Below are 12,564 nucleotides of genomic sequence, written 5' to 3' on the forward strand. Positions count from 1 at the left end.
GTCGTGACCGGCGTGCGAACCGGCCGGGTGGCCGTCGTGGTGGTGCGTGTCCGCGGCGTCCGCCGGCACGTGCGCGTGTGTGGTCACCGCGCTGTGCGCCGTGTGCCCGTCGTGGCTCTCGGCCGTCATGTCGGCCACCTCCAATGCGCTGAACGTATACCCCCGGGGGGTATCTGGCAAGTGTGGTGGTGGTCTCGCTGTCGCGCCGCTGTGCGGGGCTGCCGTCGGGCTCTGGCGGGGTGGCCGGCCGCGGCGGCGGTGTTTCGTGCGCTGCGGTCGTCGACCGCTCCGGAAATGAGCTGCAGCATGTTACTTCTCCGCAACACCCTGTAACACTTTGGCCATTGTCCGGCCGGGCCTGTGTCGTTAAAGTCCCACCCCTCGGCCTTACCGGGCGCAAGCGCAGCGACCGGATCTCCGAGTGGGGTCCCCGGCGGAAACCGGGACCGACAACTGAAGAAACACACCCCGACCCTGGAGGGGATCGCCATGGCAGACATCGTTCGTGCCGCCATCGTCCAGACCAACTGGACCGGCGACAAGGAAAGCATGATCAAGGCCCATGAGGAGTACGCCAGGCAGGCGGCAGCCCAGGGCGCCAAGGTCATCTGTTTCCAGGAGCTGTTCTACGGCCCGTACTTCTGCCAGGTGCAGGACGCCGAGTTCTACTCCTACGCGGAGGCGATCCCCGGCCCGACCACCGAGCGTTTCCAGGCCCTGGCCAAGGAACTCGGCATCGTCATGGTCCTGCCGATGTACGAGCAGGAGCAGCCCGGCGTCCTCTACAACACCGCCGCCGTGGTCGACGCCGACGGCAGTTACCTCGGTAAATACCGAAAGAACCACATTCCCCAGGTGAAGGGCTTCTGGGAGAAGTTCTACTTCCGTCCCGGAAACCTCGGTTACCCGGTCTTCGACACCGCGGTCGGCCGGATCGGCGTCTACATCTGTTACGACCGGCACTTCCCGGAGGGCTGGCGTGCGCTCGGCCTGGCCGGCGCGAAGATCGTCTTCAATCCGTCCGCCACGTCCCGCGGCCTCTCGTCGTACCTGTGGAAGCTGGAGCAACCGGCCAGTGCGGTGGCGAACGAGTACTTCATCGGCGCGATCAACCGCACCGGCATCGAGGAACTCGGCGACAACGACTTCTACGGCACGTCCTACTTCGTCGACCCGGAGGGCAGATTCGTCGGCGAGGTCGGCGACGCGCACCACCCCGAGCTGATCGTCCGCGACCTGGACCTCAGCCTGCTCGACACGGTCCGCGACCGCTGGCAGTTCTACCGAGACCGCCGCCCCGACTCCTACGACGGGCTGGTGCAGCCCTGATGGCGACGCTGATCACGGGCGGCACGGTCGTCTCACCGACCGGCACCCACCGCAACGACGTCCTGATCGACGGTGAGAAGATCGTCGCCCTGTTCGCGCCCGGCACCGGGCCGCAGGACGTGGCGGCCATCGACGCCACCGGCAAGTACGTCATCCCCGGCGGGGTGGACGCGCACACCCACATGGAGCTGCCGTTCGGCGGCACCCACGCGTCCGACACGTTCGACACCGGCACGCGGGCGGCGGCGTTCGGCGGCACCACCACGATCGTCGACTTCGCCGTGCAGCGCACCGGCGAGGTGGTGCAGGACGGGCTGGCCGCCTGGCACGCGAAGGCGGCGGGGGAGTGCCACGTCGACTACGCGTTCCACATGATCCTCGGCGGGGTCGACGACGACGCGCTCAAGGCGATGGACGTGCTCGTCGCCGACGAGGGCATCTCCAGCTTCAAGCTCTTCATGGCGTACCCGGGCGTCTTCTACAGCGACGACGGGCAGATCCTGCGCGCGATGCAGAAGGCGCGGGACAACGGCGCCATGATCATGATGCACGCGGAGAACGGCCCGGCCATCGACGTGCTGGTCCAGCAGGCCCTCGCGCGCGGCGAGACCGGCCCGATCCACCACGGCCTCACCCGGCCGGAGGCGCTCGAGGCCGAGGCCACCCACCGGGCGATCATGCTCGCGTCGGTGGCCGCCGACTGCCCGCTCTACATCGTGCACCTGTCGGCCAGCAAGGCGCTGGCGGCGGTCGCCGAGGCGCGCGACGCCGGGCGCAACGTCTTCGCCGAGACCTGTCCGCAGTACCTCTACCTGACGCTGGAGGACCAGCTCGGCGCGCCCGGCTTCGAGGGCGCCAAGTGGGTCTGCTCGACGCCGCTGCGCAGCAAGCACGAGAGTCACCGCACGGACCTGTGGCGGGGCCTGCGCACCAACGACCTGGCCATCGTCTCGACCGACCATTGCCCGTTCTGCTTCAAGGACCAGAAGGAGCTCGGGCGCGGCGACTTCTCCAGGATCCCGAACGGGATCGGCAGCGTCGAGCACCGCGTAGACCTGCTCTACCAGGGCGTCGCCGACGGCAAGCTGTCCCTGGAGCGCTGGGTGGAGACGATCGCGACCACGCCGGCCCGGATGTTCGGCCTCTACCCGCGCAAGGGCGTCATCGCGCCCGGCTCGGACGCCGACATCGTGCTCTACGACCCGGCCGGGCGCACCCGGATCAGCGTCGAGACGCACCACATGAACATGGACCACTCGGCGTGGGAGGGCTACGAGATCGCCGGCAAGGTCGACACGGTGATCTCCCGCGGCACGGTGATCGTCTCCGGCGGCACCTACCACGGCCGCAAGGGCCACGGCCGATACCTGCCCCGCGGCCTCTCGACCTATCTGGTCTGAGACCGGCCCGCCCGTACCCCAGGCGACCGTGGGCGGCGTGCCCGAGCCCAGCTGGAGCACGCCGGTCACGGTTCATCGCACCATACAGGAGTCTCCACCATGGACATCGGAGTCGTCTTTCAGTGTGATCCGCCCGCCCGCCAGGTCGTCGCGCTGGCCAAGCAGGCCGAGGCGGCCGGCTTCAGCCACGTGTGGACCTTCGACTCGCACCTGCTCTGGCAGGAACCCTACGTCATCCACTCGCAGATCCTCGCCGCCACCGGGAAGGTGATCGTCGGACCGATGGTCACCAACCCCGGCACCCGGGACTGGACCGTCACCGCGAGCACGTTCGCCACCCTCAACGAGATGTACGGCAACCGCACGATCTGCGGCATCGGCCGTGGCGACAGCGCGCTGCGCACCCTCGGCCTGAAGCCGAACACGCTCGCCGAGCTGCGCGAGTGCGTGAAGGTCATCCAGGACCTCGGCAACGGCCGGCACGCCACCTACCGCGGCAACGACGTGCACTTCCCCTGGGCCACCGGCGGCGCGCTGGAGGTCTGGGTCGCCGCCTACGGCCCGAAGGCGCTCGCGCTGACCGGCGAGGTCGCCGACGGCTACATCCTGCAGCTCGCCGACCCGGACATCGCCGCCTGGATGATCAAGAGCGTCCGCGACGCCGCCGAGAGGGCCGGCCGCGACCCGCTCGCCATCACGTTCTGCGTCGCCGCGCCGGCCTACGTCGGCGACGACCTCGCACACCAGCGGGACCAGACGCGCTGGTTCGGCGGCATGGTCGGCAACCACGTCGCCGACATCGTCGCCCGCTACGGCGAGTCCGGCGCGGTGCCGCAGGCGCTCACCGACTACATCAAGGAGCGCCAGGGGTACGACTACCGCGAGCACGGACGCGCGGGCAACAGCCACACCGCGTTCGTGCCGGACGAGATCGTCGACCGCTTCTGCGTGCTCGGCCCGGTCGAGGCGCACATCGAGAAGCTCAAGACGCTCCGCGAGCTCGGCGTCGACCAGTTCGCCCTGTACCTGCAGCACGACGACAAGGAGCACACCCTCGCCGCCTACGGCACCAGCGTCATCCCGGTCTTCGCTTCATGATCACTAAAGCCAGGCCCGCGCTGGCCGCGCTCGCCGGCGTCCTGGCCGGGGCGGCGCTGTGGGAGGGCTACAAAGCCGTCGGCAGCGAGCAGGGCACCGAGATCCTCGGCGTCCGGCTGCTGCCCCGGGCGAGCGACGCCGCGATGCCGCACATCGCCGACATCCTCGCCCGGTTCGGCAGCGCGGAGCTGACCGGTGGCGACCCGATCTGGCAGGTGGTGCTGGTCGCCTGCCTGTTCACCCTCCGCAACGTCGCGGTCGGGTTCCTGGCCGGCGGCGTGGTCGGCCTGCTGCTGGCGATCCTGATGCAGCGGTTCCGGGTCGCCGAGCGCGGCCTGCTGCCGTACGTGATCCTCTCCCAGACCGTCCCACTGATCGCCCTGGCCCCGGTCATCGCCGGGTGGGGCGGTCGGCTGTCGATCGGCGCCTACCCGTGGCAGCCGTGGATGAGCGTCTCGGTGATCGCCGCCTACCTGGCGTTCTTCCCGATCGCGGTGGGCGCGCTGCGCGGGCTGCAGAGCCCGGCGCCGATCGCCGAGGAGCTGATGAGGAGCTACGCGGCCGGCTGGTGGGCGACGCTGATCAAGCTGCGGCTGCCGGCCGGCACGCCCTATCTCTTCCCGGCGCTGCGCCTGGCCGGTGCGTCCGCCGTGGTCGGCGCGGTGGTCGGCGAGATCTCCACCGGCACCCGCGGCGGCATCGGCCGTCTGATCATCGAGTACTCCCGCGAGGCGACGAGCGACCCGGCCAAGGTCTACACCGCCATGATCGGCGCGGCCCTGCTGGGTCTCGTGGTCGCGGGCGTCGTCGCCCTCCTCGAGGTCCTCCTCGCCCGCCGTACCGCCCTGAGCCGCTGACCCGGCGTGCCGCGCGGCTGTTGCCGCGAGGTGAGCAGAGCGTCCCCCGACCGACCCGCCGCCTGGAGGCGTCGTCAGATGAGTGCCACCGACAGTCCCGCCGTCGAGCTCGCCGGCGTCCACAAGGTCTTCCACGCCGGGCGGCCCGGCGAGGTCACCGCGCTCACCGGCGTGGACCTGACGATCGCACGCGGCGAGTTCATCGCGCTCATCGGGCCGTCCGGCTGCGGCAAGTCGACCCTGCTGCGGCTGGTCGCCGACCTGATCACACCCAGCGGCGGTACGGTCACCGTGGCCGGCAAGCCCGCCGGCAAGGCCCGCCTCGACCAGGAGTACGGCATCGCGTTCCAGCAGGCCGGGCTCTTCGAGTGGCGGACCGTGCGGCGCAACGTCGAGCTGCCGCTGGAGCTGCGCGGCACGCCGAAGCGGGAACGCCGGGCCCGCGCCGAGGAGATGCTCGCGCTCGTCGGCCTGGCGGACTTCGCCCGGCACTACCCGGCCCAGCTCTCCGGCGGCATGCAGCAGCGGGTCGCGATCGCCCGCGCGCTGGCCGTCCACCCGCCGCTGCTGCTGATGGACGAGCCGTTCGGCGCGCTCGACGAGATGACCCGCGAGCGGCTGCAGGACGAGCTGCTGCGGATCTGCGCCGCGACCGGGACCAGCACGATCTTCGTCACCCACTCCGTCCCGGAGGCGGTCTACCTGGCCGACCGGGTGGTGGTGATGTCCGCCCGGCCCGGCCGGATCACCGACGTGGTGCCGATCGACCTGGGGGAGCGCGGCGAGGCCACCCGGCAGTCGCCCGGCTTCTTCGCCGGCATCACGACGGTGCGCGCGGCGCTGCGCGGCACACCGGTGGCGGTCGAGTCATGACCGGGCGGAGCGAGGTCATCGGATGGCTCGGCCGGGCGAGCGCAGCGGGGGAGGCGGCATGACCGTCACCGTGGATCCGGCCGTCGCGGCGGACCCCACCGCGCCCGTCGGCGGGAGAGCACGGCGCTCCCGGCGTACCGCCAAGGGGTTGATCGAAGCTCTTGGACCGCCGATCGTCGTGGCGGCCGCCGGGATCACCGCCTGGGAACTCACCGTCACGCTCGGCCGGGTGGCGCCCTACGTGCTGCCCGCGCCGTCCGCGATCGCCGAGCAGTTCCGGCTCAGCTTCGGCACGATCGTCACCACCGGCACCGCCAGCGGCACGAACGCGCTCGCCGGGCTGGTGCTCGGCACGGTCGTGGCGCTGCTCGCGGCGATGGCGGCCAGCCGGTTCCGCTTCCTCGGCGAGGTGTCCGTGCCGGTCGCGGCCGCGCTCAACGCGCTGCCGATCATCGCCCTCGCCCCGATCCTGAACAACATGTTCTCGGCCACCAGCAACATCCCGCGCCGGCTGGTGGTCGCGATCGTGGTGTTCTTCCCCGTCTTCATCACCACACTGCGCGGGCTGCGCGAGGTCGACCCCGTCCACCGGGACCTGATGGACTCCTACGCCGCGGGCGGCTGGACGTTTTCCCGGCTGGTCAGGCTGCCCGGCGCGCTGCCGTTCGTCTTCACCGGAATCCGCCAGGCGTCCTCCCTGGCGGTGATCGCGGCGGTGGTCAGCGAGTACTTCGGCGGTCTCCAGGACGGCCTGGGCTCGCGGATCACCTCGGCGGCGGCCAACACGGCGTACCCCCGGGCCTGGGCCTTCGTGGCCGGGGCGTGCGTGCTGGGACTGCTCTTCTATCTCATCGCCCTCGTGCTGGAGCGGCTGGCGACGCCGTGGCGCTCCCGTGGATCTTCGTGAACCCCCATTCGTTCGGAGGACAGGACCTTGTCTAAGACGATCTTCGGCCGGCGGCGTGCCGCCGGCCTGCTGATGAGCACCGTGCTCGCCGTCGCGCTGGCCGGCTGCGGGACCGCCGACGAGCAGACGGCCGGGCCGACCTCGTCCGGCGGCCTGACCACGGTCAAGCTGCAGTTGCAGTGGTTCGTGCAGGCGCAGTTCGCCGGCTTCCTGGCCGCGGCCGACCAGGGCTTCTACGCCGAGCAGGGGCTCGACGTGCAGATCCTGGAGGGTGGCGTGGACATCGTGCCGCAGACCGTGCTCGCCCAGGGGCAGGCCGACTACGCGGTCGCCTGGGTGCCGAAGGCGCTGGCCTCCCGGGAGCAGGGCGTCGGCATCACCGAGGTCGCCCAGATCTTCCAGCGGTCCGGCACCTATCAGGTCTCGTTCGCGAACAAGAACATCACGTCCCCGGCCGACCTGCGCGGCAAGAAGGTCGGCAACTGGGGCTTCGGCAACGAGTTCGAGCTGTTCGCCGCGATGACCAAGGCCGGGCTCGACCCGGGCAAGGACGTCACGCTGGTGCAGCAGCAGTTCGACATGCAGGCGCTGCTGACCGGGGACATCGACGCGGCCCAGGCGATGAGCTACAACGAGTACGCGCAGCTGCTGGAGGCCAAGGACCCGGCGACCGGTGAACTCTACAAGCCCGAGGCGTTCGCCGTGCTCGACTGGAACACGGTCGGCACCGCGATGCTGCAGGACGCGGTGTGGGCGAACACCGAGCGGCTGTCCGATCCGGCGTACCAGGAGACCACCGTCAAGTTCCTGGCCGGCACGCTCAAGGGCTGGGCGTTCTGCCGGGACAACCCGGAGAAGTGCCGCGACATCGTGGTCGCCAAGGGCTCGAAGCTCGGCGCCAGCCACCAGTTGTGGCAGATGAACGAGGTCAACAAGCTGATCTGGCCGTCGCCGAACGGTGCGGGCCTGCTCGACGAGGCCGCCTGGAACGCCACCGTCGACCTGTCGATGACCACGAAGAACCAGGACGGTCAGACCGTGCTCACCAAGAAGCCGGAAGGCACCGCGTACACCAACGAGTACGTGCAGAAGGCGATAGACCAGCTGACGGCGGCCGGCACCGACGTCGTCGGATCCGGCTTCACCCCGGCCACCGTCACCCTCACGGAGGGCGGCGCCTGACCGTACGCCTCGTCCCGTCCAGGTGCCCGGTGATCACCGGGCACCTGTTCTTCGGGGCGCCCGCCCGGTCAGGCCGCGGGACGTTCTACGCCCTCACCGAGCCGGACCGGCACCTCGCCGCCGGCCCTCCACCCGCTCCGGGGCTGGGTCAGTCGAGCGGAAGCTCCATCGTGTAGAAGCTCGGCTGCGCCTCCCGGTACTGCCCGCTCGTCGGCACCGCCGGGAAGGCGTCCGGGACCTGGCCCAGGCCGCGGAACTGGAACGGCCTCGTGGTCTGGCCCTTCGCCCGCAGGTTGACGGTGAAGTAGGCGATCGAGCCGTCGCCGTACAGCTCGGCGCCGAACGTGGCCTTGCGGGCCTCCGCGGTGTCGAACCGTTCCGGCACGATCGCGGCCAGGTCCACCGTGCCGGAGATCCGGCTCGGGGTCTGCTGTTGCGCGGTCAGGATCGCGGCCGCGACCTCGTCCGGCGTGACCGCCAGCTGGTCGGTGCCGGCCGTGATGCGTGCGGGACGATCCGCGTCCGTCCGTACCCATGTGCTGATCTGGCGGTCCTCCGGCACCGTGCCGGGCGGCAGCTGGCTCACGTCCAGCCGGGAGAACACGTCGGCGCCGACCCGGTAGGACTGGAACGCCATGGCCCGATCGTCGTCGGTGACCGTGATCGACAGTGTCGTGAACGTGGTGTCCGCGGCATGATCCCGCTGCACCCGCACGACGGCGCCCAGCTGCTCGTAGGTGATCGTGTACATCGGCGTACCGCTGGTCAGCGGCGCGAACGCGGCCATCACGACCGCCTTCGCGTCGGCCGTGGGCGACGGCGACGGAGCCACGCTCTCGGCGGCCTCGCCGGCGCACCCGGCGAGCGTGAACGACGCCGCGAGCACGGCGATGTATGTGCGCATGAGGATATTCACACCCGGGGGAGAGAGGAGAGGGGGAGGGCGCATCGGGCAGGAGCCCACGCAAGATCGTAACGGACCGGTGTCCAGTGGCCGTTGACCCACGGCGCGGTCTGTCGGCGCGCGATACCACCCCGGGCGAGGGCAGGGTGCTGGCCGTCGACGGCGCCCGGCGCATCCCGGCCGTGGCGGAGACGCGCGATCAGTCCTGTTCGCGCAGCAGCGTCCGGAGCAGCTCCTCCTCCTGCGGGTCCAGCCGGCTCACGAAGCGGCGCAGCACCGACGCGCGGTCGGGCCCGGCGGCCATCAGCCGGCTCATCCGGTCGGCGACCAGGCCGGCCGGGTCGGAGAGCGCGCCGTAGCGAAACGCCCGCCCGTCCCGTTCCCGGGTGACCGAGCCCTTCTCGTACAGCCGGGACAGGGTGGTGACGACCGTGCTGTAGGACAGGCTGCCGGCCGGGTCGAGCAGGTCACGGACCTCGCCGGGGGTCAGCGGGCCGGCCGCCTCGCCGAGGGCGGTGACGATCTCGGTCTCCAGCTGGCCGGGCCGCCGCCGCCCGCCCGAGGACGAGCCGGACGGCAGGGGCGCGGATGTGCTCACGGTGCGACTGTATCGATCTACCCTGAGTGTCGCGGTCCGGGATCAGGAGAACAGCGAGCGCCCCCAGAAGTCGTCGGCGGCGGGCAGACCGGGCGGGCAGGCGAAGATCGCGCTGGACACGTGCCGGATGTATTCGTTGAGCGCGTCCCGGCGGGCCAGCGCGGTCTGCACCGGGATGAACTGGCGGCGCGGGTCGCGCTGATAGGCGATGAAGAACAGGCCCGCGTCCAGGCGGCCGAGCCCGTCGGAGCCGTCCACGTAGTTGTAGCCGCGGCGCAGCAGCCGGGCACCGCCGTGCGCGCTGGGATGGGCGAGCCGCACGTGCGCGTCGGTGGCGATCACCGGCAGGCCGTCCGGGCCGGCGGCGGCCAGGTCGGGCTCGTCGAACTCGGCCGCGCCGGTCAGCGGTGCGCCGTCGCCCTTGGTGCGGCCGACGATCGCTTCCTGCTCGCGGAGGGACGTGCGGTCCCACGTTTCGATGATCATGCGGATCTTGCGGGTGACCAGGTAGGAACCGCCGGTCATCCAGTCCGGTCCGTCGCCTGCGTGGACCCACAGATGCTCGTCCAGCGCCGAGGCCTCCTCGGCCTTGAGGTTCGCGGTGCCGTCCTTGAAACCGAACAGGTTGCGCGGGGTCGGCTGCCCGGCCGAGGTCGACGACGTGCGCCCGAAGCCGAGCTGTGACCAGCGGACGCTGACCACGCCCATGCCGATCCGGGCGAGGTTGCGGATCGCGTGCACCGCGACCTGCGGGTCGTGGGCGCACGCCTGCACGCAGATGTCGCCGCCGGAGATCGCCGGGTCGAGCGCGTCCCCGGGGAACCGCGGCAGCTCGGCCAGCGCGTCCGGCCGCCGGTCCGCGATGCCGAACCGGTCCCGGCCGTCCGCGTCGCGGAACAGGCCGGGGCCGAAACCGATGGTCAGCGTCAGGCCGGAGGCGGGCAGGCCGATCGCCTCGCCGGTGTCGTCCGGCGGCGCCTCCGGGACGCCGCCGACCGCGCCGTGGGTGCCGGCGTCCCGCCCGGCGGTCATCCGGGCCGCCGCGGCCGTCCACGCCTCCAGCATCGACACCAGATCCTCGCGGGTACGGGTGATGACGTCGAACGCCACGAAATGCAGCCGATCCTGCGCGGGCGTGACGATCCCGGCCTGATGGGCGCCGTAGAAAGGCAGGGCTGCGCCGGGGTCCGTTGCCGGCTCGTCCCGTCGCCGCACCGTCACGGCGCCGGCGGCGGCGATGCCCGCGGCACCGGCGCCGGCCAGCCCGAGGATGTTGCGCCGTTTCACCACACGACCTTTCCGGGGGTACGGGTGCGGGCTACTTGCTCGCGACGAGCGCCGCGACCGTGCTGATCGGCTCCGCGAGCGCGTTGATGTCGTCGCTGAGCCGCTTGAGGTCCGCGTCGGTGAGCTCGGTGTGCAGCTTCCAGCCGTCGCCGGCCCGGTGGGCCTCGAGCGAGGCGACTACCGCGGCGAACCGGGTGTCGAGCATGGCGACCAGCGCCGGGTCCCTGGCCTCCAGGGCCGGGCGCAGCGCGGCGATCGCGGCCCTGGAGCCCTCGACGTTGGCGGCGAAATCCCACAGGTCGGTGTGCGAGTACCGGTCCTCCTCGCCGGTGATCTTGCCGGTGGCGACCTCGTCGAGCAGCTCCTTCGCGCCGTTGGCCAGCTGCAGCGGGGACAGCGTGGTGGTGTTCGCCAGGTCGACGATCCGGTGCACGTCCGCGACGAGCTTGTCCGCGGTCGGCCCGGACGCGCTGATGTCGCCGGTCTCCCAGAGGTCCTTTTCCAGCCGGTGGTACCCGGTGAACTCCTGGCCCGGCTCCAGGTCGTTCTCGCGGCCGTCGATGGCCGGATCGAGGTCGCCGAAGATCTCCGCGACCGGTTCGATGCGCTCCCAGTAGGTGCGGGCGACCGGGAACAGCGCCTTGGCACTCGCGACGTCGCCGGCCTTGACGGCGGCGGCGAATTCCGTGGTCTTCTCGATCAGCGCACCGGTCTGGCTCTTGACGTACCGCTGGTAGTCGGTGGTGGCCTGGGCGAGTTTCGCGTCGTCGGTCAGCGGTGCGGCCGAGCCGGTGGCGGTGAACGCGGCGCGGATGCCGCGGCCGGCCATGCCCGGCTTGCACGCGGTCTCGTAACTGCCGGCCGGCAGTTCGACGATGAGGTCGCGGGACAGGCCGGGCGCGATGTTCTCGACCTCGCCCATGATCCGGTCGCCGGCCGCGTACACGTAGAACTCGGTGACCTTGCTGCCCTTGTTGGCGACCGTGAAGGTGACGGTCCCGGCCGCTGTCTCGGCCGCGCCGACGTCGCAGGCGGTGTCGGTGGCGGCGACCGTGATCGTACCGTCGGAGGTTTGCCGGTCCTGGGTGTTCGCGCCGCAGGCGGCGAGCAGCAGCGTCGCGGACACGGCGGTCAGCAGGCGGGTGGTGCGCACGGAGTCTCCTAGGTCTGTTTCGAAGTGGGGGTCGCAGCGAGGCGTGTATCGAAGTGGGGCTCGCCGCAGTCCGGCCATCCACTTCGATACAGGGCTAGCTGGCGGTGACGGGGGCCGGCGTGCGGTGCGGCCGGAGGAAGAGCACGAGAACGGGAATGCCGTAGGCGAGCCAGGCGGCGGTCTCCAGCACGGTCGGCGTGGGCGTCAGGTTGACCATGCCGCGCAGCAGCTCGGCGTACCAGGAGTCGGGCGGGAGGACACCGCTGATGTCGAACGCGTACGTGTCGAGTCCGGGCAGCACACCGGCCTCCTGGAGGTCGTGCACGCCGTACTTGGCGATGCCGGCGGCGACCAGGACCAGCAGAGCGCCGGTCCAGGTGAAGAAGCGGGTCAGGTTGATGCGCATCGCGCTGGTGTAGAGCAGCCAGCCCAGCGCGACCGCGGTGAGCAGGCCGAGCGAGATCCCGATCAGCGGCTGCACGGTGCTCGCGGTGCCCTGTGCGGCCGCGTAGAACAGGATCGCGGTCTCCAGGCCCTCGCGGACCACGGACAGGAACGCGACCGCGACGACCGCGAACGGCCCGACCCGGATCGCTTCCTCGAGGCGCCCGCGCAGCTCACCGGCGATCCGGCGGGCCATCCGCCGCATCCAGAAGATCATCCAGGTGACGAAGACGACGGCGGTCAGTGACGCGATCGCCTCGAACAGTTCCTTGTCGCCGGATGCCAGCCGGGCCACGCCGGCCTGCAGCAGGGCCGCGAACCCGACCGCGAGCGCCGCGGCGGCCGCTACCCCCGCCCAGACGAGCCGGAGCAGGTGCGTGCGACCGGACTTGACCAGGAACGCGACCAGAATGGACACCACCAGGGTGATCTCCAGGCCTTCGCGCAGACCGATCAGGTAGATCGCGGTCATCGCCGCTCCTAAGGTAAGCCAAGCCTAACTACGGGCCAGGCCACCTTCTTCTATTGCTTT

At 71.0% G+C, this 12,564-nt stretch carries 12 protein-coding genes; 7 read left to right on the forward strand and 5 right to left on the reverse strand.

All coding sequences use genetic code 11. The features are described 5' to 3' along the window. Positions 1-489: 489 nt before the first annotated feature. From J2S42_RS00890 to J2S42_RS00920, 7 genes are all read left to right on the forward strand, one after another. Positions 490-1,329 carry a nitrilase-related carbon-nitrogen hydrolase gene (locus tag J2S42_RS00890; RefSeq protein ID WP_307234190.1) on the forward strand — a complete coding sequence of 280 codons (840 nt, stop codon included), beginning with the start codon at positions 490-492 and terminating at the stop codon, positions 1,327-1,329. Further along, a complete protein-coding gene (gene hydA, locus J2S42_RS00895; protein WP_307234192.1) occupies positions 1,329-2,729 on the forward strand; it encodes a dihydropyrimidinase in 1,401 nt (466 codons plus the stop codon). The genes J2S42_RS00890 and hydA overlap by 1 nt, the downstream gene beginning before the upstream one ends. A 99-nt stretch (positions 2,730-2,828) precedes the next feature. Then, positions 2,829-3,827 (forward strand): TIGR03842 family LLM class F420-dependent oxidoreductase, encoded by a 999-nt coding sequence (locus J2S42_RS00900; RefSeq protein WP_307234194.1) that lies wholly within the window; start codon positions 2,829-2,831, stop codon positions 3,825-3,827. Further along, positions 3,824-4,684, forward strand: a complete 861-nt coding sequence (locus J2S42_RS00905; RefSeq protein ID WP_307234196.1) for an ABC transporter permease — start codon at positions 3,824-3,826, stop codon at positions 4,682-4,684. The genes J2S42_RS00900 and J2S42_RS00905 overlap by 4 nt, the downstream gene beginning before the upstream one ends. A 78-nt stretch (positions 4,685-4,762) precedes the next feature. Beyond that, positions 4,763-5,557 carry an ABC transporter ATP-binding protein gene (locus tag J2S42_RS00910; protein ID WP_307234198.1) on the forward strand — a complete coding sequence of 265 codons (795 nt, stop codon included), beginning with the start codon at positions 4,763-4,765 and terminating at the stop codon, positions 5,555-5,557. Positions 5,558-5,615: 58 nt separating this feature from the next. After that, positions 5,616-6,464 (forward strand): ABC transporter permease, encoded by an 849-nt coding sequence (locus tag J2S42_RS00915; protein ID WP_307234200.1) that lies wholly within the window; start codon positions 5,616-5,618, stop codon positions 6,462-6,464. Between the two features lie 27 nt (positions 6,465-6,491). Continuing rightward, entirely contained in the window at positions 6,492-7,646 is a 1,155-nt protein-coding gene (locus J2S42_RS00920; RefSeq protein ID WP_307234202.1) for an ABC transporter substrate-binding protein, read from the forward strand. Between the two features lie 148 nt (positions 7,647-7,794). Here J2S42_RS00920 and J2S42_RS00925 read toward each other — a convergent pair whose 3' ends face one another. The 5 genes from J2S42_RS00925 to efeU form a co-directional block, all read right to left on the reverse strand. After that, the gene (locus J2S42_RS00925; protein ID WP_307234203.1) at positions 7,795-8,550 is read right to left on the reverse strand and encodes a putative periplasmic lipoprotein; all 756 of its coding nucleotides are present in this window, start codon (positions 8,548-8,550) and stop codon (positions 7,795-7,797) included. 199 nt (positions 8,551-8,749) lie between these two features. Beyond that, positions 8,750-9,148, reverse strand: coding sequence for a BlaI/MecI/CopY family transcriptional regulator (locus J2S42_RS00930; RefSeq protein ID WP_307234205.1), 399 nt, complete (start codon positions 9,146-9,148; stop codon positions 8,750-8,752). Positions 9,149-9,190: 42 nt separating this feature from the next. Then, positions 9,191-10,435: an iron uptake transporter deferrochelatase/peroxidase subunit gene (gene efeB / locus J2S42_RS00935; protein ID WP_307234207.1), complete on the reverse strand. Its 1,245-nt coding sequence runs from the start codon at positions 10,433-10,435 to the stop codon at positions 9,191-9,193. A gap of 31 nt (positions 10,436-10,466) precedes the next feature. After that, complete coding sequence (gene efeO / locus J2S42_RS00940) at positions 10,467-11,588, reverse strand: iron uptake system protein EfeO (protein WP_307234209.1); 1,122 nt, start codon at positions 11,586-11,588, stop codon at positions 10,467-10,469. Positions 11,589-11,682: 94 nt separating this feature from the next. Next, on the reverse strand, positions 11,683-12,504 hold the full coding sequence (efeU, locus tag J2S42_RS00945) for an iron uptake transporter permease EfeU (protein ID WP_307234211.1): 822 nt from the start codon (positions 12,502-12,504) through the stop codon (positions 11,683-11,685). Positions 12,505-12,564: the final 60 nt, after the last annotated feature.

The organism is Catenuloplanes indicus (assembly GCF_030813715.1).
GTDB lineage: Bacteria > Actinomycetota > Actinomycetes > Mycobacteriales > Micromonosporaceae > Catenuloplanes > Catenuloplanes indicus.

Excerpts from the sequence above, each read along its gene's own strand:
- J2S42_RS00890 (WP_307234190.1), top strand. The coding sequence starts at position 490 with ATGGCAGACATCGTTCGTGCCGCCATCGTCCAGACCAACTGGACCGGC.
- hydA (WP_307234192.1), top strand. The coding sequence starts at position 1,329 with ATGGCGACGCTGATCACGGGCGGCACGGTCGTCTCACCGACCGGCACC.
- J2S42_RS00900 (WP_307234194.1), top strand. The coding sequence starts at position 2,829 with ATGGACATCGGAGTCGTCTTTCAGTGTGATCCGCCCGCCCGCCAGGTC.
- J2S42_RS00905 (WP_307234196.1), top strand. The coding sequence starts at position 3,824 with ATGATCACTAAAGCCAGGCCCGCGCTGGCCGCGCTCGCCGGCGTCCTG.
- J2S42_RS00910 (WP_307234198.1), top strand. The coding sequence starts at position 4,763 with ATGAGTGCCACCGACAGTCCCGCCGTCGAGCTCGCCGGCGTCCACAAG.
- J2S42_RS00915 (WP_307234200.1), top strand. The coding sequence starts at position 5,616 with ATGACCGTCACCGTGGATCCGGCCGTCGCGGCGGACCCCACCGCGCCC.
- J2S42_RS00925 (WP_307234203.1), bottom strand. The coding sequence starts at position 8,550 with ATGCGCACATACATCGCCGTGCTCGCGGCGTCGTTCACGCTCGCCGGG.
- efeU (WP_307234211.1), bottom strand. The coding sequence starts at position 12,504 with ATGACCGCGATCTACCTGATCGGTCTGCGCGAAGGCCTGGAGATCACC.